The following is a 20,585-nucleotide window of genomic DNA, read 5'->3' on the forward strand; positions in this document are numbered from 1 at the left end:
CTCCTCGCGGTCCGCATCCGGTGCGGACTTCCAGACATCTCGCACCTCGATTGATTACATACTTACAACAGATACATGGCAATAGGTATCGCTCACGAACATCTCGAGAGCCGCGTCCGGCGGCGGGAAGCCCGGCTCACCCGCGAGACGCTCAGCTGGTCGCTGGCAGGACGAGCCGGACTCCCAGCTGGTCACGCACCGCCTCCACCGTGCTCACCGGACGTTCGCAGACGAAACCCCGGCACACGTAGACCCCCGCCGTGCCCCGCCCCCGCGCCAACGGCCCGGAAGTGACCACGACCGCGCCCGGTGAGGTGGTCAGCCGGGCCGTCCGCTCGAGGTCCGGACGGCCGACGACGGCGATCTCGGCGGGGCCGGCCAGCAGCGCCGTGCCGACCGCCCCCGCCCATCCGGCAAAGGACGCGTTCGCGGCAAGCAGTGGGGCGAGCACCTCCAGCACGTGCTCGGCGGCCCGGCGATGCTCGTCGGAGGCGGTCAGCGCCGCGTAGGTCAGCAGGGCGCCGGCAACCGCGGACTGGCCGGACGGCGTCGGTGAGTCCGAAGGGTCCCGCGGCCGGCGCAGCAGCCGCTCGGCGTCGTCGGCGGTGTCGTGGAAACCACCGTCGTCCGCGGCGAAGTGTGCCCGGACGACGGCCAGCAGGTCACCGGCCAGCGCCAGCCACTGTTCGTCCCCGGTGACCTGGTACAGGGCGAGGAGGCCCTCGGCCACGTCGCCGTAGTCCTCCAGCACCCCGGCGTTCGTCCCGACACGGCCGTGCCGGCTGGTGCGCCGCAGCCGGCCGTCCACCAGATGGACGTCGCGCAGCAGCGTCGCGGCGCTGGTGGCGGCGGTCACCCAGGCCGGTTCGGCCAGCAGCGCGCCGGCCTCGGCGAGCGCCGCGATCGCGAGCCCGTTCCAGGCGGCGACGATCTTGTCGTCCCGGGCGGGCTGCGGGCGGGCCGCCCGGGCCCGCGCAAGCCGCTCGCGCACCGACGCGAACCTTTCGGGATCGTCCGGGTCCGCCGGCAGCCGCAGGACGGAGCTGCCGTGCTCGAACGTGCCCGCGGCGGTCACGCCGAAGACGTCCGCGGCCCAGGCACCGTCCGCCGGGCCGAGGACGTCGACGAGCTCGGCCGGCGTCCACACGTAGGTGGCGCCCTCCGCACTGTGCCCGCCGGCACCGTGCCCGCCGGCGTTGTGCCCGGGCGATTCGTCCCCGCCGGATCCGGGCCCGGCGGGGACGACCGTGTCCGCGTCCAGCGCCGAGGCGAACCCGCCTTCCGTGGTCCCCAGGTCGCGCAGCAGGAAGGCGGCCGTCTCCCGGGCGACCCGCTCGGCCAGCGGCGACCCGGTCGCCCGCCACAGGTGCAGGTACACCCGTAGTAGCTGGGCGTTGTCGTAGAGCATCTTCTCGAAGTGCGGGACCGTCCAGGTGGCGTCCACGCTGTAACGGGCGAACCCGCCCGCGAGCTGGTCGTAGATCCCGCCGCGGGCCATCCGCTCACAGGTGGTGGTGACCATCCGCAGGCTGGCGGCGTCGCCCGTGCGGGCGTGGTGCCGCAGCAGCATCTCCAGCAGCGCGGACGGCGGGAACTTCGGCGCCGACCCGAAGCCGCCGTGCTCCGGGTCGAAGGACCGCGCGACCTTCGCCACGGCGGTGTCGAGCAGGTCGCCGGTGAGCCCGGCTGGCGGGCCGGCCGACCCCAGCGCCGCCGCGGCGATCCGGCGCGCGATGTCCGCGCCGGAGGCCGCCACCTCGTCACGTCGCGTCCGCCACGCGTGCGTGACCGCGGCAAGAAGCTGCCGGAACGAGCTCATCCCCGGTCGCGGCGCCGGCGGGAAGTAGGTCCCGGCGAAGAACGGCTCCCCGGCCGGGGTGAGGAACACCGTCATCGGCCARCCGCCATGGCCGGTGAGGGCGACCGTGACGTCCATGTAGACGGCGTCGACGTCGGGCCGCTCCTCCCGGTCGACCTTGACGTTGACGAAGTACTCGTTCATGATCGCTGCGGTGTCCGGATCCTCGAACGACTCGTGCGCCATCACGTGACACCAGTGGCAGGACGCGTAGCCCACGGACAGCAGGACAGGTACGTCCCTGGCCGTGGCCTCGGCGAAGGCCGCCGGCCCCCAGGGCCACCAGTCGACCGGGTTGTCGGCGTGCTGGAGGAGGTACGGCGAGGTCTGCTCGGCTAGACGGTTCGGCATGTACCCAGCATCCCGCCGCCGGGAAGCTCAGCGGGCCGTGGGCGCTTGGAACCTTTTATGGTGCCAGTCGACCGGATGGTGACCTGCAGGGCGACATCCGCGCCGCCCTACTTACATTCCGCGTCTTCTCACCCACAAACCGCGTCCTACTTACAGATCGCGCTGTCCCGGGCGCGGTTACGGCCAGGTCCAGGTCCCGGCCCAGGTCCAGGTCCCGGCCCGCTGCCGCGGACCTGGCCGCGGGTACGGCGGACGGCGTCCGCAAGCCGGGACGACCCGCTGGCCCGGGCCTGGCGGGCCGCGCCCCTGGCCATGGCCTACCTCTGCGTCCTGAGCGTCACCTCGGCCGTGCTCGCGGTCGTCCACCGGCTCGACCAGGACACCTACCAGCGCCTGTTGCGCAGCCGGTCCACCAACCTCGCGGGGCTGCGCAGCCGCCCGCTGTACGTGCTGGTGGCCAGCGCGTTCTGGCTCGAAAGGGGCACGTTCCCGCAGACGGCCGCCGCGGTGGCGGCGCTGCTCGCGCCGCTGGAACGGGTGGCCGGCCCCCGACCGGCACTCGGCGTGTTCGCCTCCGGGCATGTCGGAGCGAGCCTGCTCGTCGCCGGCGGGCTGCTGCTGGGCCAACGTGCCGGGCTTGTCGGCGGGCATGTCACCGAGGCCGTCGACGTCGGCGCCAGCTATGGCCTGATCGCCTGCGCCGCGGTGCTCGCCGCCACGGCGCGGGCGCACCGGCGGTGGCCGCTGGTCGGCGGCCTGCTGGCGCCGCTCGTCCTCGCCGCGGTCCGCACCCCCGACTTCACCGCCGCCGGCCACCTGATCGCGGCCGGCATCGGCCTGGCCTGCGTCCGGTACCTTCGGCTCTCGTACCCGCTGGCGGGCGCCATACCTTCCGGGCCTTCCGGCCCGGCCTGCCAGCCCCGGTTCACAGGCTCCGGATAGGCTCGAACCAACGATCGACACCATCCGCGTGTGCCTGCCATGAGCCAGCACAGCTGGTTCCGCTGTCGTGATCCGCGGATTCCCGCAGGGTCCGCGGGACGGGTCGGGTCGGGTTGACCTGAGGATGATGAGAGATGACCAGCAGTACCGAGCACAGCCGTGTCGAGCACAGCGGCACCAACGGCAACGCCGTGCGGGACACCGGCGCGCGGGACACCAGGGACGCTGCCGCCGGCCACACCGTCACCGGGCGTGACGACGACACCCGGCCGGTGGACGCTCAGCCGGTTACGGGCGGCGCGGCCGGAGCCGTGGACCTGCCGTTCCGTTACGACGCCCGGCTCGCCGGCGAGATCGAGCGCCGCTGGCAGCAGGCGTGGTCGCGGCGGGGCACGTTCCACTCCCCCAACCCGCGGGGCCCGCTGTCGGACGGTTTCGACGAGGTCGCCGGACGGCCGCCGTTCTTCGTCATGGACATGTTCCCCTACCCGTCCGGCAGCGGCCTGCACGTGGGGCATCCACTCGGGTACATCGGCACCGACGTGTTCGCCCGCTACCTGCGGATGACCGGCTACAACGTCCTGCACCCGTTCGGTTACGACGCCTTCGGCCTGCCGGCCGAGCAGTACGCCATCAACACCGGGCAGCACCCGCGGGTCACCACCGAAGMCAACATCGACAACATGCGGCGCCAGCTCGGCCGGCTGGGGCTGGGCCATGACACCCGCCGGGAGATCGCCACCACGGACGTGGCGTACTACCGGTGGACACAGTGGATCTTTCTCAAGATCTTCAACAGCTGGTACGACGACCAGGCCGACCGCGCCCGCCCGATCGACGAGCTGATCGCCGAGTTCACCGCCGGCACCCGGGCGCCCCGCGGCGATGCCAACCCACGCAACAGGCCCTGGTCACAGCTCAGCTCGACCGAGCGCCGACAGGTCGTGGACGGCTACCGGCTGGCCTTCATCTCCGAGCAGCTGGTCAACTGGTGCCCCGGGCTCGGCACGGTGCTCGCGAACGAGGAGGTCACCGCCGACGGGCGCAGCGACATCGGCAACTACCCGGTCTTCCGCCGCCCGCTGCGCCAGTGGGTGCTGCGGATCACCGCCTACGCCGAACGTCTGATCGCTGACCTGGACCTGGTCGACTGGCCGGACTCCATCAAGCAGATGCAGCGGAACTGGATCGGGCCCAGCGACGGCGCCACGGTCGAGTTCCCCGCGGTCGGGTCCGACGCCCGCGTCGAGGTGTTCACCACCCGCCCAGACACCCTGGCCGGCGCCACCTTCATGGTGCTCGCCCCGGAGCACCCCCTCGTCGACACRCTGACCGCGCGGGCCTGGCCGCCGGACACCCCTGTCGAATGGACGTTCACCAACCCGCCTCCCACCCCGGGCGCCGAGCCGCAGGATGCTCCTGGCACCGGCCCGGGGTGCGACAGCAGCGCCCCAGGAGCCGACGGCGGCGCCTCGGCGACGGACCAGGCGGTCTGGACGCCCCAGGCGGCCGTGGCCGCCTACCGGGAGTACGCCGCCCGCCTGGGCGACCGTCAGCGCGGCACCGACGAGGTCCCGCGCACCGGCGTGTTCACCGGCGCGTACGTCACCAACCCGGTCACCGGTGGCACCATCCCGGTCTTCCTCGCCGACTACGTCCTGATGGGGTACGGGACGGGCGCGATCATGGCTGTTCCCGCGCACGACCAGCGCGACTTCTCCTTCGCCCGGCAGTTCGGCCTGCCCGTCCCGGCCGTGCTCGCGCCGAGCGAGGACTGGCGCGCCGAGCACCGGGTGCCCGCGGGCGCGACCCCGGACACCTGGCCGGTCGCCTTCGCCGGGGAGGGAGAGTACCTGCCGACGTCGGGCGCGGCGCCGTCCCTGGCCGGGCTGTCGAAGCCGGACGCGATCAAGACGACGGTCCGCTGGCTGGAGGACGTCGGCGCGGGCCGCKCCGCCCGCTCCTACCGGCTGCGGGACTGGCTGTTCTCCCGGCAGCGCTACTGGGGTGAGCCGTTCCCGATCGTGTTCGACTCCGACGGCCTGCCGGTCGCGCTCCCGGACGACATGCTGCCGGTCACCCTGCCGGAGATGACCGACTTCCGGCCGGCGGCCGTGGCCGACGACGACGTCAGCGACCCGGTCCCCCCGCTGGCACGGGTCACCGACTGGGCCACCGTCACCCTCGACCTGGGCGACGGGCCGAAGACGTACCGGCGCGAGACCAACACCATGCCGCAGTGGGCCGGCTCCTGCTGGTACTACCTGCGCTACCTCGACCCGACGAACAGCGAGCGTTTCGTCGACGCCGAGGTCGAGCGCTACTGGATGCACACCCCCGGCGGCCCGCCCGGCGACGGCGGCGTGGGCCTCTACGTCGGCGGTGTCGAGCACGCCGTCCTGCACCTGCTGTACGCGCGGTTCTGGCACAAGGTCCTCTACGACCTGGGGCTGGTCTCGACGAAGGAGCCGTTCAAGCGGCTGTTCAACCAGGGCTACATCCAGGCGGACGCGTTCACCGACGCCCGCGGCATGTACGTGCCCGCCGCCGAGGTCGTCCGCACCGGCGACGGCGGGTTCACCCACGACGGCGAGCCGGTGAACCGGCGCTCCGGGAAGATGGGCAAGAGCCTGAAGAACAGCGTCAGCCCGGACGAGATGTACGACAGCTTCGGCGCGGACACCCTGCGGGTCTACGAGATGGCCATGGGCCCGCTGGACGCGGACCGGCCCTGGCACACCGACGACATCGTCGGCTCCCACCGCTTCCTGCAACGGCTGTGGCGCAACATCGTAGACGAGGCGACCGGCACGGCGGCCGTCTCCGACAGCGAACCGGACGCCGAGGCCACCCGGGCGCTGCACCGCACGATCCTCGCCGTCCGCGCGGACTACGCGGGCCTGCGCTTCAACACCGCGGTGGCCCGCCTGATCGAGCTGACCAACTTCGTCAGCAAGCGCTACGGCGGCTCGGGCGGGCTGCCCCGCGCGCTCGCCGAGGCGCTGGTCCTCATGGTCGCGCCGCTGGCCCCGCACATCGCCGAGGAGCTGTGGTCCCGGCTGGGCCACGACGGCTCGCTCGCCCTGCGTCCCTTCCCACAGGGGGACGCCTCGCTGGCGGCCGAGTCCACGGTGACGCTGCCGGTGCAGGTCAACGGCAAGGTGCGGTTCACCGTCGACGTCCCCGCGGACGCCGACGAACAGACCGTCCGCGATCTGGTGACCGGCCACGAGGAGTACGCGCGGCACACCACGGACCGGACGGTGAAGCGGCTGATCGTGGTCCCCGGCCGGATCGTCAACATCGCCCTCGGCTGACCCCCACCTCAGTCTTCCAAGGGCCTTCCCCCGGGCCGCCCACGGGGGGAGCAGGGCGGCCCGGGGAGGCTACGGCGTCAACTGGTTGTGGCGGTCGCGGCGGGCCGCCAGTCTCGCCGCCGGGTCCAGCCCCACGACGGCGCGCAGGCATCCGGCGGCGGTCTCGGCGAGACCGGCCACCCACCCACGGGCGTCCGCCGCCGTCCTCGGGCCGCCGTTCACACCGCCGTCCGGGACGGGGAGGACCAGGTCGACCGCGCCCAGCCGCTGGAGATCATGGGCGGTGATCCGCAGCCCGCGGGCCATGCCGGCGGCGTGACCGACGTCCCGATACATGATCACCGAGGCGCCCTCGGGCGGCAGCGGAGCGAGCCAGGCGTCCTCGGCGGCGATGACCGTGTCTGCCGGCAGCAGGGCGAGTGCCGCGCCGCCCGTGCCCTGCCCGAGCAGCACACTCACTGTCGGTACCGGTGTCGTCAACAGCGTCGCCAGGCAACGCGCGATCGCCGAGGCGATCCCGTGGCGTTCGGCGGCCTCCGACAGCTCGGCGCCCGGGGTGTCTATGACGGTGAGGACCGGTAGCCGCAGGTCCGCGGCCCGGCACACCGCGTCCCGGGCCGCATCGAGATCGGCCACACCGATGCGCCGATGCCGCTGGACCGACCTGTCCTGCCCGATAACGACGCAGGGTGTCCCCCGCAGCAGGGCGAGTGCGGTGACGATCGGCGTTCCGGACGTGTCCATCCCCTGGCTGACGCCTCGGCCCAGGTCGGACGCGCCGAGCAGTGTGACGTCGCTGGCCACCGCCAGGAACTCGCGCAGGCCGGGACGGTCGGGCGCGCGGGTGGCCAGCACCGACATCCACGGATCCCGTCCGCTCCCGGTCGGCTGGGAACCGGACAGCGTGATCCTGAACGGCTCGGAGCCAGCCGGCCCAGCCCCGGGCAGGTCGGACCTGGACAGGTTGGACCCGGACAGGTTGGACCCGGACAGTTCGACGTCGGCCAGGTCGGGCCCGGAGAAGTTGGCCCCGATGGCCGCCCCGGAGATCTCCGGGGCGGCCATCGGCTCCGCCGCGCCGCCGTGCTTCGGGGGAGGGACAGCGCCGCCGCCCGCGACGACGTTGAGCACCCGCTGGACGCTTTCCCGCAGTTCCTCGGGTGCGACGAGGGCGTCCACCAGGCCGGCCAGGCGCAGCGTCTCGGGGCTCTGCGCGTCCGGTCCGAGCGGCGTGCCGGTGAGCGCCTCGACGACCCGGGGCCCGAGGAAGCCGACCAGCGCCCCCGGCTCGGCGAACGTGACATGCCCGAGGGATGCCCAGGACGCGAGCACGCCCCCGGTCGTCGGATGGCGCAGGTAGACAAGGTAGGGCAGGCCCGCCGCCCGGTGCTCGGCGATGGCGCTGCTGATCGTCAGCATCTGGAGGAAGGCGGGGGTGCCCTCGTGGATGCGGGTACCGCCGCTGGCGGGCAGGGCCAGCAGGGCCTGCCGCTGCGCGGTGGCCCGCCTGATCGCGGCCGTGGCCCGGCGTGCCGCGGCCATCCCGACGCTGCCGCCGAGAAAGCCGTACTCGCTGGCCACGACCGCGACCCGGTGGCCGCCCACATGGCCCTCGCCGGTGCGGATCGCTTCGTCCGCGCCGCTGCGTTCGGTGGCCCGCGCCAGGTCCTGGCCGTAGGCGGCGCTCAGCACGGGCTGTTCGGGGACACGGTCCCAGCACCGCCACGTACCGGCGTCGAGGAGCCCGCCAAGAAGATCGTCAAGATGCGGACGCTTCACAGTGGACGCGGGTCCTCCTCTGGTAGTCATGCCGGAACCCTCCCGCCGTGGCCGTTTTCGAGCGTAACGCGGGACACTATGGTGCGCGATCGTTGATAAATCAGCAGCTCATGGCCGGTCATACCCACATCGGCCGCGGCAGTTGCGACCCGGGCCGACCCCGATACAAAGATCGCACGGATGAGCCGGCGGCCAGGTCGGCCATCCGGACCGTGGCTATGATCACGATCATTCCGGAATCCCGCTCACCGGGATCGGTCACCATGGGAGAATGGCCTATCCATCCATGCAGGTACGCCCCGGATTCGTCCTGCGTGAGTCCGACCTGACCTGGCGGTTCTCCCGGTCGGGCGGGCCAGGTGGGCAGAGCGTGAACACCTCCGACAGCAGGGTCGAGCTGTCCTTCGACGCCCGCCGCTCGCCGTCGCTGCCCGAGCCGCTGCGTGAGCGGACGCTTGAACGGCTGGCAGGCCGACTGGTTGACGGCGTTCTCACCATCACGGCCAGYGAACACCGGTCGCAGCTACGTAACCGGGAGGCCGCTCTGAGCAAGTTGATCACAACCCTGCGTAGGGCGAGCGGCCCCCCGCCGCCCGTGCGGCGCCCCACCAGCCCGTCGGCGCGCGCCGTCCAACGGCGCATAGCCGACAAGAAGCACCGGGCCGAGCTCAAGCGTCAGCGCAGGCTGGACTGAGACCGTAGGTAGAAAACGCTCTTCCGGCGACGGTTTTCACCTACGACGCGACGGTATTCCGCGACAGATACCCGATTCGTAGCCGGCTCGACTCCCTGCCCGGCCACCCGCGTCACGACCCGCGTCACAATGCGGTACAGAGCGCGATCATTCCACCGTCGAGAGCGTTTCAGGAGGCCGCTGGGCGGGGGATGCCTACTGGTCGCTCCGCGGGGAGTGCTGGGGCGGGATACCGCTGCCGGGGTCCTGGCTGTCGACCGGCTTGTCACGGTCGGTGGTGGGGGCGCCGAACCGTCCGCTGGCGACGTTCCCGCGCATCCGGGCCAGGCTGCGCGGCATCATCACGAAAAGAGCGACAGCGGCGAGGCCCAGCAGCAGGACGACCAGGAACCCGCTGGTACCAGCGCTGACCTCAAGCGCGAGGAACTGTCCAGCTGGAGGCACGCTTCACACCCTACGCCGAGCGCCCGCCGGACGGGCCCGGCAGGGCGGCGACAAACGCCGCCAGGCCCGGGCCAGGGGAGACAGCACCGGCCGGGCCTGGCGGGGTCAGACGCTGACCGCGAAAGCCGCGGTCATAGATCGAACTCGTTGGGGTCCAGCCCCACCGCGTAACAGGCGTCGCGGACGACCTGCTGCTCGGACTTGTCGAAGTGGCCGTCCGCGCCCCCGATGACGATCCCGATCTGGATCACCGCACGGGCCTCGGCCGGCTTCTTCTTCGTCTTGCCGATGTCCTGGATGACGCCGACCTTGGCGAAGTCGAAGTCCGTCTGCAGCTTGTTGCAGTAGTCGTTGAACTTCTGCTGGAGCTGCTCGGCGGGAAAGTTCTGGAGCACCTCGTTGGAGGCGATGAGCGAGGCGACCTTGCGGCGCTCCTCCGGGTCGATGCTCCCGTCGGCGGCGGCCACCAGGGCGCAGATGGCCATGCTGGCATCCCTGAAGGCACCGCTCTTCAGGTCGTTCTTCTTGGCGTTGAGCTGTTGCTGTATCGACGCGGTGCTGGTGCGCAGACGATCCCAGATCGCCATGATGTGATCCCCTCATCAGTCCCAAGACGCGCAAGGCGTGCAAGGCGTGCGTGGATTCGGATGCCCACGGTCACACCTCCCGCCAGCAGCAACGACCGGTGGCGGCCGGCCGTGCCCTGGCTGCGGATGATTTCATCGGTCACCAGCGGATGTGTCACAGGCGGCCGGGCCGGTGACAGCGACCCGGCCGCCTGGCTGTCCGGCTCAGCGGATGCCGTTGAACAGGTCGTCCTCGGGCAGCACGCCCACCTCGATCAGCGAACGGGCGAGCTGGTAGTCCTCGGTGGGCCAGGCCGCACGCTGGATCTCCAGCGGGACGCGGAACCAGGGCCCGTTCGGGTCGACCTGGGTGGCGTGCGCCAGCAGCGCGCGGTCGCGGATCTCGAAGAAGTCGCCGCAGGGGACCCTGGTGGTGATCCGCCCGGAGTCGGCGGAGCGGTCGACCCACTTCTCCAGCGCGCCGCTGTACGGGGACTCCCGCCCGCTCGCCCGCATCGCGTCGTGCAGGGCGAGCACCCGCTCCTTGTGGTGGGTCTGGTGGTAGTAGAGCTTGAGGGGCTGCCACGGTGCCACGCCGATGTCCTGGCCCACCTCCTGGTATCGCGCGCGGTCGCCCGCCGCCTCGAACGCCTCAATTGTGATCTTGTGGTTCATTATGTGATCGGGGTGTGGATAACCACCGTTCTCGTCATAAGTGACCACGACCTGTGGCTGGAACTCCCGCATCAGCCTGACCAGCGGCCTGGCCGCGTCGGCAATGGGCGTACGGGCGAAACAGCCCTCCGGCAGGGGTGGGAGCGGGTCGCCCTCGGGCAGCCCGGAATCGAGAAAACCCAGCCAGACCTGTCGGACGCCGAGGATCCGCCGGGCCTGTTCCATCTCGGCCCGGCGTAGCTCGACGAGACGTTCGTGGACGTCCGGACGGTCCAGAGCGGGGTTGAGAACGGTCCCGGCTTCACCACCGGTGCAGGTCACCACGAGGACGTCGACGCCCTCGCGGACATAGCGGGCCATGGTGGCGGCACCCTTGCTGGACTCGTCGTCGGGGTGGGCGTGTACAGCCATGAGTCGCAGGCCACCCTCGTTGATCGCCTTGGACATGCGACCATTGTTCCCGATGCCCTCCGCAACCGGTTCCGCTGCGCCACCACCCGGTTCCCCCACGGGAAAGTCGGGCGTGTTCGCCATGGTGCGACGCCTGCTGGACATTCCATGGCTTGGCGGTATCCGGGTCGCCCCCTGGTTCCTGCTGATGGGGCTCGTCATCATCGCGGCCGCCGCGATCGGCGCCGCATGGATCCAGAGCCATCCGGAACGGCTGAACTACGGGACCCGCGCCTATCGGATCACCCCGGCGCAGGCCGAGCTGACATTCGATGTGGAAAAGTCACCCAACGCCGTGGCAGAATGCACTGTCCGCGCACGTGCTCGGGACAACGAGGTCGTCGGCCGGCGTACCGACATCGTCGTCGGTCCGGCCCTGGACGGCCGACGGGTCACGACCACAACGGTCGTGCTCGCCACGTCCCGGGAAGCGAACGTGGTCGAGGTCGAGGACTGTCAGATCGCCCGCGCGGGCTGACAGCCGCTCGGGCTACTGGCGCGCGGCCAGCGGCGTGGCCGATTCCCGGCTCACCCCGCTCACCCCGCTCACCTCGCATGGCAAGCAGCGACGCTTGCTCGTCGCCGTCCCTGTCCGATCCCGACTGTTAGGCTGGGCGTTTGCCCCTGTCCCATCGCTTCGTAATCCGCCTTCGACCAACCGTGTATCCCGCAATTTCCCAGCACCCGACCGGGTGTCCCTGTCCAGGGCCCGTACGGGCCCGACGAGGCCGAATCGCGATACGACCGACCTGCGCCGCGGGCCGGTCGTATGTGTCGTATGGCCGTCGACGTACGAGCGTCCGGAGGATGAACGATCATGGTTCTTCCCGTGTCTCCGGGCCTCTTGAGGAATCTAGGAGCGTGACGCGTGTCGCAGCAGACGTGGCTGACCCAGGAGGCGTATGACCGGCTCCGCGAGGAGCTCGACCACCTCACCGGGACCGGTCGTGTCGAGATCGCCAACAAGATCGAAGCTGCCCGCGAGGAGGGCGACCTCAAGGAGAACGGCGGCTACCACGCGGCCAAGGAGGAACAGGGCAAGCTGGAGTCACGTATCCGGCAGCTCACCGACCTGCTGCGCGACGCCAGGGTCGGGCAGGCTCCGCAGTTCGACGGCGCGGCCGGCCCGGGCACCGTGGTCGAGGTGCGCTTTCCGGGGGACGACGAGACGGAGCGGTTCCTGATCGGTTCCCGGGAGGACCACAGCACCTCGCTGGAGGTGTACTCGGCCCAGTCACCGCTGGGTGGGGCCGTCAGCGGCCACCGGGCGGGTGACACCGTCACCTACACCCTGCCCAACGGGCGCTCGGCCACCGTCAAGATCGTCACRGTGGAGCCGTACTCCAACTGATCCGCCCCGGTCGGCCGACGGGAACCGGCCGGTTGACATTTCACGTCCGGTGTGCCTCCCAGTGGACACCCGGTATGCCGGACGTGGACACAATGCGACTTCCCTGCGCGACGGAGCGAGGGGACGTACCGTCGACTGGTGCTCGATCTGTCAGGGTCCCCGGCACAGTCCCCCGGACCGACATCACCGTCCCCAGGACCAACGACGCTGGGCCTCCTGCGCGGCTCAGGACACCGGTACCGATCCGTACGCACGGAACTGCGCGAGAACACCCTTGCCCGAATGGCCAGCGGTGAGATCCGGTTCCCCGGCATCGTCGGTTTCGACGACACCGTGCTCCCCCAGGTGGAACGGGCCCTGCTGGCCGGGCACGACATCGTCTTCCTCGGCGAGCGGGGGCAGGGCAAGACCCGTCTGATCCGCACCCTGGTCGGCCTGCTGGACGAGTGGACGCCGGTGATCGCCGGCTGTGAGATCAACGACCATCCCTACGCACCGGTGTGCACCCGGTGCCGGCTGCTGTTCGCCGGGCTCGGCGACGACACGCCGGTCGCCTGGAAGCACCGGTCGGAACGGTTCGGCGAGAAGCTCGCCACGCCGGACACGAGCGTCGGCGACCTGATCGGCGACGTCGACCCGGTGAAGGTCGCCCAGGGCCGCACCCTCGGCGACCCGGAGACTGTCCACTACGGCCTGATCCCGCGCACCAACCGGGGCATCTTCAGCGTCAACGAGCTGCCCGACCTCGCCGAGCGCATCCAGGTCTCCCTGCTCAACGTGCTCGAGGAGCGTGACATCCAGGTCCGCGGCTACATCCTGCGGCTGCCGCTGGACCTGTTCCTGATCGCGTCGGCGAACCCCGAGGACTACACCAACCGCGGCCGGATCATCACGCCGCTCAAGGACCGTTTCGGCGCCGAGGTCCGCACCCACTRCCCGCTACGGCTCGACGACGAGCTGGCGTTGATCCGGCAGGAGGCGGTGCTGGACTGGAAGGGCTCCCCGCTGGGCGCCCCCGCCGTCCCCGAGCACCTGCTGGAGGTGGTGGCCCGCTTCACCCGGCTGGTCCGCGACGCGCCCCAGGTCGACCGGCGCTCCGGTGTGTCGGCCCGGCTGTCGGTGGCCGCGGCGGAGACTGTGGCCGCCTCGGCCGTCCGTCGCGCGGCCCTGACCGGCGAGGACGTCCCCACCGCCCGGGTCGTCGACCTCACCGCGATCGTACCGGCGGTACGCGGGAAGATCGAGTTCGACCAGCTCGAGGAGGGACGGGAGGACGAGATCCTCGCGCACCTGCTGCGCCGGGCCGTCGCCGAGACCTTCCGCGCCCGGCTCGCCGGCACCGACCTGACCGGCCTGCAACGGCGGTTCGAGACGGAGGGGCCGGTCGAGACCGGTGACCTCGTCCCCGCCGCGGAGCTGCTGCGGCGGGTCGGCCCGGTCTCGGGGCTCGCCGCGATCCTGGCGAAGCTGGACGTCGACGGCGCCGAGGCGCCGGGGCTCGCCGCGGCCGGGCTGGAACTGGCCATGGAGGGCCTGCACCTCAACCGGCGGCTGGCCAAGGAGGAACTGCCGGGCCGCACGGTGTACGGCACATGAGCGCCCCGACCGGGTCGGGCGGCTTCCGCTACGGCCCGTGGGACGGCGGCCCCGACCCGCTCGCCTCCCCGTTCGACGCCGCCGGCGCGCTCGACGAGATGTCCACGCACATCCTGGACGGCCGGACCCCGCGCGAGGCACTGGACGCGCTGCTGCGGCGCGGGACCAACCAACGCCGCGGGCTTGAGGACCTGCGCCGGCAGGTGGAACGCCGCCGGCGCGAGGCTCGGGCGCGCGGCCGCCTCGACGGCACCCTGGAACAGGTCCGCGAGCTCCTCGACACCGCCGTCGGCCAGGAGCGCGCGGCGCTGTTCCCCGACCCGTCCGACGACGCCCGGCTGCGCGAGGCCGAGCTCGACGCGCTGCCAGCCGACCCGGCCCGGGCCGTGAACGCGCTGGCCGGCTACGAGTGGCGTTCGCCGCAGGCCCGCGAGACCTTCGAGAAGATCTCCGACCTGCTCCGCCGGGAGGTGCTCGACAGCCAGTTCCGCGGCATGAAACAGGCGTTGGAGAACGCCACGCCGCAGGACATCGCCCGGGTCACCGAAATGCTCGCCGCGCTCAACGACATGTTGGAAGCCGATGCCCGCGGTGAGCACACCGACGCCGCTTTCGAGCGGTTCATGCGCTCGTTCGGCGACTTCTTCCCGGAGAACCCGCAGACGCTGGACGAGCTGGTGGACTCGTTGGCGCGCCGCGCCGCCGCCGCCGCCCAACTGCTGGCGGGGCTGTCCCCCCAGCAACGCCAGGAGCTGGCCGATCTCATGGCGTCGGCGCTGGCGGATCTGGGCATGGCGGCCGAGCTCTCCCGGCTGCAACAGGCGCTGCGCGCCGCCCGGCCGGACCTCGGCTGGGGCCGGCGCGGCCGTTTCCGCGACACGATGACCGGTGACACGCCGCTCGGGCTGGGTGACGCGACGAGCGTCCTGGAGGAGCTGGCCGAGCTCGACGAGCTCGCCGCCGCGCTGTCCCAGGACTATCCCGGGGCGTCCCTCGAGGACGTCGACCCGGACGCGGTAGCCCGGGCGCTGGGCCGGGACGCCGTCGACGACCTGCGCACCCTCCAGCAGATCGAGAAGGAGCTGGAGCGCCAGGGCTTCCTGACCCGCAACGCCGGCAAGCTGGAGCTGACCCCGCGGGCGGTCCGCCGCATCGGCCAGAGCGCGCTGTCGCGCATCTTCCAGCGGATGGACACCCGCGGCCGCGGCGATCACGACTCCCGGGACGCCGGTGCAGCCGGAGAACCCACCGGGACGTCCCGACCGTGGCACTTCGGTGACACACAGCCGATCGATGTGGTACGCACCGTGCGCAACGCGGTGCTGCGGGCCGGCCCCGGCAACCCGGACGGGACGGTCGAGCTGGACGTCCGCGACTTCGAGGTGACCGAGACCGAACGCCGCTCCTCCGCGGCCGTCTGCCTGCTGGTGGACCTGTCCTACTCGATGGCGCTGCGGGGCACCTGGGGGGTGGCGAAGTCGACGGCGCTRGCGCTGCGCACCCTGATCGACACGAAGTTCCCGCAGGACACGATCCATCTGGTCGGGTTCTCCGACTATGCCCGGCTGCTGCGGCCGGTGGAGCTCGCGGGCCTGGACTCCGAGGTCGTCCAGGGCACGAACCTCCAGCACGCCCTGATGCTCGCGGGCCGGCTGCTGTCGCGGCACCCGGATTCCGAACCAGTCGTCCTGGTGATCACCGATGGGGAACCGACCGCGCACCTGATGCGCAACGGCACCCCTTCCTTCTCCTGGCCACCGGTCCCGGAGACTCTGGAGCTGACCCTGGCCGAGGTGGACCGCCTCACCCGCCGCGGGGCGACGATCAACGTCTTCATGCTCGACGACGAGCCACGGCTGGTCCAGTTCGTCGACGAGGTCGTCCGCCGCAACGGCGGCCGGATGCTCTCCCCGGATCCCGGGACGCTCGGCCGCTACGTCGTGCGCGACTACCTGCGGTCCCGCGGCGGACGACGCCGAGCCGCCAGCTAGCGCGTACCCACAGTCATCATCATACGCTCACAGCCACCGATTTATACGAAAAGTAATCATCTTATATCCACATCCACATCCATGCCCATACCCATACCTGTACCTGTACCTGTACCCACGCTCGCCGGCATCTCCGCGGCCGGCGGCGCACCCGGACGTCAGGGCTGACCGGCTGACGGCACGCAGGCTTCCTGACGGGCGTCCGGGCGAGCGGTTTCCGGATGGTCTTCGGGGCGTGCCCGGCCGGCCTCCTTCGCCCGGTACATCGCGAGATCCGCGTTGCGGACGACCGCGCCGGGCGGCGCGTCCTGCGACTCCGAAAGGGCGACACCGATCGTCGCGTCCACGGTGAGGGAACGCCCGCCGACCACGATCGGCCGCCGGATCGCCCCCAGCAGCTGGTCGGCGAGATCGCGTGCCCGGCCGCTGTCGGCGTCACCCAGGATGACAGCGAACTCGTCCCCGCCGAGACGGCAGACGGCGTCCCGCTCGGTGCCGGCTTCCCGCAGGCGGGCACCGATGATCCTCAGTACCTCGTCGCCGGCGTTGTGGCCGTAGGTGTCGTTGACCGACTTGAACCGGTCAAGATCAATGAACAGGACCGCGAACGCCGGTGTCGGACGCTGGGCGGCGATCTCGTCGAGCCGGCGGGCGAACACCGACCGGTTCGGCAGGCCGGTGAGGGCGTCGTGGGACGCCTGATAGCTCAGCTCGTCCTGGAGGACCCGGCGTTCGCCGATCTCGTGGCAGGTCAGCAGGATGCCGGTGGCCTCTGAGCGGTCCCGCAGGTCGATCGCCTCAATGTCGAACCAGCGGTGGCCGCTGCCCGCGGCCGACAGCCGGACGTCGCGTGCCACGGCCCTCCCCGCCCCTGCTCCGGGGCCCGTCCCGCCGCTGCCGGCCCCGGCAGCGGTCCCGCCGGTGGCCTGGCGCAGCAGCTCCGTCAGGACGCCCGCGTCGTCCGGGTGGGCGACGTCGGGCAGGCGCCGGCCGAGGTAGGAGCTGGCCGCGACGCCGAGCAGGAACGCGGCGGCGGAACTGACAAAGGTGATCTTCCCGTCCGCCCTGGTGGCGATCACGATGTCGTGGGCGTTGTGCAGCAGGGCCTGCAGCCGTCGTTGCTCATGGCGAATCGCCGCTTCACGCCGGCCGTTGAGGACGTTGAGCCCGACGAGCGCGGCGGCGACAACAGCCAGCAGGCTGCCGTCCCGGACGAGCCGGCCGGAGCGGATGTCCCCGTAGAAGGCCTGGACCGGCTGCTGGAACACCACATAGCCGCCGTCGGGCATGTTCGCCAGCGGCGAGACGATGGTGACCTGGCCGCCGGCGTCGTCGATCTGCCGGGCCTCGCCGACCCGCAGGGCCGCCAGGCTGGCCGCGGCCACCAGCCGCCGGCCGATCAGGTCGGGATTCCAGGAGAACGTGACCGTGCCGGCCGAATCCACCACGGACAGCCCGCCCACGACGAACCCGAGCGTGCCGCTGGTCGCGAGGTTGGCCTGGTTGGGCGAGTCCCGCAGCGACTCCCCGATGACGACGATCGCCACCGGCCGGCCCTCGCGCAGGACCGGGACCGTCACGTAGTCCCGMCAGATCCCGTCGACGTTCATCACGGGCGAGTTGCCGGCCCGTCCCGCACGGGCGGTCCGCCACGCCGGGTCGTCCGGGCCGATCGGCAGGGCGAGCGACGGCGGTTCGGTGGCCAGCAGGTGGCCGTCCAGGCCGGCCAGCGCCCAGACGTAGTTCCTGCCGCTGATCCCTGACCTGGCGAACGAGCGCAGCACGGCGGCGTCGGCATCCCGGTCACTCAACGACCAGGGCGCCGCCGACACAGCCGTGATCAGACGCTGGCTGTCGACGCTGTGCATGGACGCGTCCGCCACGATGGCGGTGAGCGCCACGTGCTCGGCCAGGCGCTGCCGTTCGGCGCTGTGCCGGGCCTGTGTCTGCAGCCACAGGCTGACCGCAGCCATGGCGAGCAGGGCCCCGCCCGCCACCAGCGGCGGCCCCAGCCGGCCGAACCAGCCGCGGGGGGGACAGCCGTAGGCGATGCGAGCGGGCGCGGCCGGCAGCGGGAAACGGTGGCGGGCCGGCTGCCCGGCGGGCCGCCGCGGCTCGGGCAGCGGCGGCGGCGTGGATGGGGGCACCGCTGAAGGGAGCACTGAAGGGAGCACGTCGTCGGTCTCGGTGACGGGCACAGCGGGCTGCGGGCCCGCCAGCGCGCTGGGCGACCCCCCGGTCGCCATGGCGAAGCGGCCTTTCCCGGCCCGTTTGGCCTCGTACATGGCGTTGTCCGCGACGCACAGGAAATGTTCGGGCCGCGCGACATCGAGCGTCGAGGGCGCGATACCGATGCTGGCGTCGACCTGGACCACCGAGGCACCCACCATGATCGGGACACGTACCGACTCGATGATCCGGTCGGCGGCCGCGGCGGCGGCCGCCTCGTCCGCGCCGCGCAACAGGACCCCGAACTCGTCACCGCCGAGCCGGACCGCCAGGTCACCGTCCCGCAGGATCTGGACGAGACGTTCCGCGACGGCCCGCAGGACGACGTCACCGGCGTCGTGGCCGTAACCGTCGTTGACGGGCTTGAAATGGTCGAGGTCGACGAACAGCACCACGAACGGCGCGCCGCCGGCACGGACGGCACCAGCCGCCTTCTCCAGTTCGCTCATGAAGGCCACCCGGTTGGGCAGCCCGGTGAGCAGGTCGTGGGACGCCTGGTAGCTCAGCCGGTCCTGCAGGTCCTTGCGTTCCCCGACCTCGTGGCAGGTCACCAGCACACCGGCGAGCTCGGGATGGCTGGTGAGGTCGCTGGCCTCCAGGTCGAACCAGCGCGGCTGACCGGCGGCGGTGGTCAGCCGTACGTCGAGGACACCGCCCCCGGTCGGGTCGGCCAGCAGCCGCCGGATCCGCGCCACGTCGTCGGGATCGGCGAAGTCGGTCAGCACCCGGCCGATCCAGGACGCCGCGTCGTAGCCGAGCAGGTCGCGCACGGCGGGGCTGACAAAAGTCATCTCGTGGTTGTCACCGACGACCACGATGATGTCCCGGACCCCTCCGAGCATGGTGTGCAGCCGCGCTCGGGCCCGCCGGGCGACCTGCTCGCGGCGCAGCCCGAACACGACCAGCCCGCCGACGCAGACCACCAGAACGGCCAGCAGCGTCAGATCCCCGTGGCGCCCCGCGGCCCGCAGGTCCGCAAACAGCCGCGTGGTGGGCTGCTGGAAGATCGTGACATATCCGGTCGTGGACTGCTTCTCGGCGACGTTGACCACCTGCTCCCCGGCGCCGCTCGACATCCACACCCGGACCGTGCCCGGGACCAGACCGGCCAGTTCGCGTGGTTCGACCAGCCGCCGGCCCCGCAGGTCCTGCTTCCAGCAGGCGGCCGCGACACCGTCCGCGTCGACGTCACACAGGCTGCCCGACACGCTGTCGAGAGCGGCGAACCTCTCGCTGCTCTCCCGGGCCGCCCCCTCGTCGACGACGCGCACCAGCACCGCCCACGGACGCGGCGCGCCCACCGGCACGACCGTGGCCCGCACCGGCATGCCGTCAAGGACGAACACCTGCGACATGGCCGGCTGCCCGGCCAGCRCCGCCGTCCAGGCGGCACCGAGATCGGCGGCCGTCACCCGCGGCCCGTCCGGGACAGCGACCAGCGAGCCGCCGTCGATGCCGACGAGGGCGGCCAGCAGGCTGACGTCACCGACCGGCGCCGTCGCCAGCTGCTCCAGCATCCTGCGGTTGTGGRCCGGCTGGTCGGGTGCGAAGGAGAAGCTGGCGACCAGCGCGCCCATCCGCCGTGGGTCGGACGTTCTCGCGGCGTTCTCCGCGACCCGTTCGACAAGCCGGGTGCGGTCGGACAGCCGCTGCCGTTCGCCTTCACGCAGACCCGCCTGCCGGACCGCCAGCGCCAGCGCCCCGAGCGCGATCACCACCGCCAGCCCGACGAGCAGCGGGACGGATCGTCGTAGCCRCCCGCCTTCTGCGTCACCAGCGAGGACGGGCGATCGTTCGACGAACGCCGGACGGTCGCCCGGTACCGAAACTGTGCGAATGGCCTTTATCCCTCATCGTAATCGGTTGCCGTCACAGAAGAAGTATGCAGACAAAGCCGGAAGACCCGTCGTACGGCGGGTCGATACCGGTACCCACGGCCCCTCGGAGCCCGGCACGCGAAAAACATGATCGCGCGGCCTTTGGCCCTGACACCCCGCAAGGCCTCCGGCCGGGTAGGAAGGCATCGTTCCGGCCCTTGTCACATCTCGGACGATCACCCCCTACCACCACACCTGTGGACAGATGTAACAAAAATGATAGTTGCGGACACTCAGTAGTAAGAACGCCCAGGAGCGGGACGTTCGATCCGCTGGCGGCGGGCGGCCAACCGGCCGTCGCCAGGGCAGGCGGTCAGATCATGTTCCCTGCGTGTCCGGCATCCCTCCCGACTCCTCCGGGCTCCCTCCCGGGTCCGAGATCCGCGGACCGGCCAGGAGGTCCAGCGGCCGGTCCCGACAGCTGCGGCGGGCTGGCGGATCCGATGGCTGGTGGGCCTGACAGGC

General features: G+C 71.6%; 13 protein-coding genes. 7 read left to right on the forward strand and 6 right to left on the reverse strand.

From position 1 onward, the window contains the following. Positions 1–151: 151 nt before the first annotated feature. Positions 152–2,209 carry a thioredoxin domain-containing protein gene (locus BL254_RS01160; RefSeq protein WP_047221215.1) on the reverse strand — a complete coding sequence of 686 codons (2,058 nt, stop codon included), beginning with the start codon at positions 2,207–2,209 and terminating at the stop codon, positions 152–154. A 75-nt stretch (positions 2,210–2,284) separates the two neighbouring features. On the opposite strand from BL254_RS01160, the gene BL254_RS01165 reads away from it, so the two are divergent. Beyond that, complete coding sequence (locus BL254_RS01165; RefSeq protein WP_139342120.1) at positions 2,285–3,151, forward strand: rhomboid-like protein; 867 nt, start codon at positions 2,285–2,287, stop codon at positions 3,149–3,151. Positions 3,152–3,285: 134 nt separating this feature from the next. After that, a complete protein-coding gene (locus tag BL254_RS01170; protein ID WP_254857682.1) occupies positions 3,286–6,468 on the forward strand; it encodes a leucine--tRNA ligase in 3,183 nt (1,060 codons plus the stop codon). Positions 6,469–6,537: 69 nt separating this feature from the next. Here BL254_RS01170 and BL254_RS01175 read toward each other — a convergent pair whose 3' ends face one another. Beyond that, positions 6,538–8,277, reverse strand: a complete 1,740-nt coding sequence (locus BL254_RS01175; RefSeq protein ID WP_076842265.1) for a carboxyl transferase domain-containing protein — start codon at positions 8,275–8,277, stop codon at positions 6,538–6,540. A gap of 256 nt (positions 8,278–8,533) precedes the next feature. On the opposite strand from BL254_RS01175, the gene arfB reads away from it, so the two are divergent. Further along, positions 8,534–8,941 carry an alternative ribosome rescue aminoacyl-tRNA hydrolase ArfB gene (gene arfB, locus BL254_RS01180; protein ID WP_083730748.1) on the forward strand — a complete coding sequence of 136 codons (408 nt, stop codon included), beginning with the start codon at positions 8,534–8,536 and terminating at the stop codon, positions 8,939–8,941. A gap of 195 nt (positions 8,942–9,136) precedes the next feature. Here arfB and BL254_RS01185 read toward each other — a convergent pair whose 3' ends face one another. The 3 genes from BL254_RS01185 to mca all read right to left on the reverse strand — a co-directional run bounded on the left by BL254_RS01185 (position 9,137) and on the right by mca (position 11,073). Next, complete coding sequence (locus BL254_RS01185; protein WP_013872272.1) at positions 9,137–9,385, reverse strand: hypothetical protein; 249 nt, start codon at positions 9,383–9,385, stop codon at positions 9,137–9,139. A gap of 131 nt (positions 9,386–9,516) precedes the next feature. Further along, positions 9,517–9,972, reverse strand: a complete 456-nt coding sequence (locus tag BL254_RS01190; protein WP_047221218.1) for a tellurite resistance TerB family protein — start codon at positions 9,970–9,972, stop codon at positions 9,517–9,519. Positions 9,973–10,176: 204 nt separating this feature from the next. Beyond that, positions 10,177–11,073 (reverse strand): mycothiol conjugate amidase Mca, encoded by an 897-nt coding sequence (gene mca, locus BL254_RS01195; protein ID WP_047221219.1) that lies wholly within the window; start codon positions 11,071–11,073, stop codon positions 10,177–10,179. Between the two features lie 85 nt (positions 11,074–11,158). On the opposite strand from mca, the gene BL254_RS01200 reads away from it, so the two are divergent. The 4 genes from BL254_RS01200 to BL254_RS01215 all read left to right on the forward strand — a co-directional run bounded on the left by BL254_RS01200 (position 11,159) and on the right by BL254_RS01215 (position 16,014). Then, entirely contained in the window at positions 11,159–11,554 is a 396-nt protein-coding gene (locus tag BL254_RS01200) for a DUF4307 domain-containing protein (RefSeq protein ID WP_162233151.1), read from the forward strand. 390 nt (positions 11,555–11,944) lie between these two features. Then, complete coding sequence (gene greA, locus BL254_RS01205) at positions 11,945–12,427, forward strand: transcription elongation factor GreA (protein ID WP_047221221.1); 483 nt, start codon at positions 11,945–11,947, stop codon at positions 12,425–12,427. 282 nt (positions 12,428–12,709) lie between these two features. Next, the gene (locus BL254_RS01210) at positions 12,710–14,023 is read left to right on the forward strand and encodes a magnesium chelatase (RefSeq protein WP_254857684.1); all 1,314 of its coding nucleotides are present in this window, start codon (positions 12,710–12,712) and stop codon (positions 14,021–14,023) included. After that, positions 14,020–16,014: a VWA domain-containing protein gene (locus tag BL254_RS01215; protein ID WP_076842267.1), complete on the forward strand. Its 1,995-nt coding sequence runs from the start codon at positions 14,020–14,022 to the stop codon at positions 16,012–16,014. Before BL254_RS01210 ends, BL254_RS01215 begins: the two co-directional genes overlap by 4 nt. 158 nt (positions 16,015–16,172) lie before the next feature. Here BL254_RS01215 and BL254_RS01220 read toward each other — a convergent pair whose 3' ends face one another. After that, complete coding sequence (locus BL254_RS01220; RefSeq protein WP_139342121.1) at positions 16,173–19,958, reverse strand: diguanylate cyclase domain-containing protein; 3,786 nt, start codon at positions 19,956–19,958, stop codon at positions 16,173–16,175. Positions 19,959–20,585: the final 627 nt, after the last annotated feature.

Source organism: Protofrankia sp. BMG5.30 (assembly GCF_001983005.1).
In the GTDB taxonomy this organism is placed as follows: Bacteria; Actinomycetota; Actinomycetes; order Frankiales; family Frankiaceae; genus Protofrankia; species Protofrankia coriariae.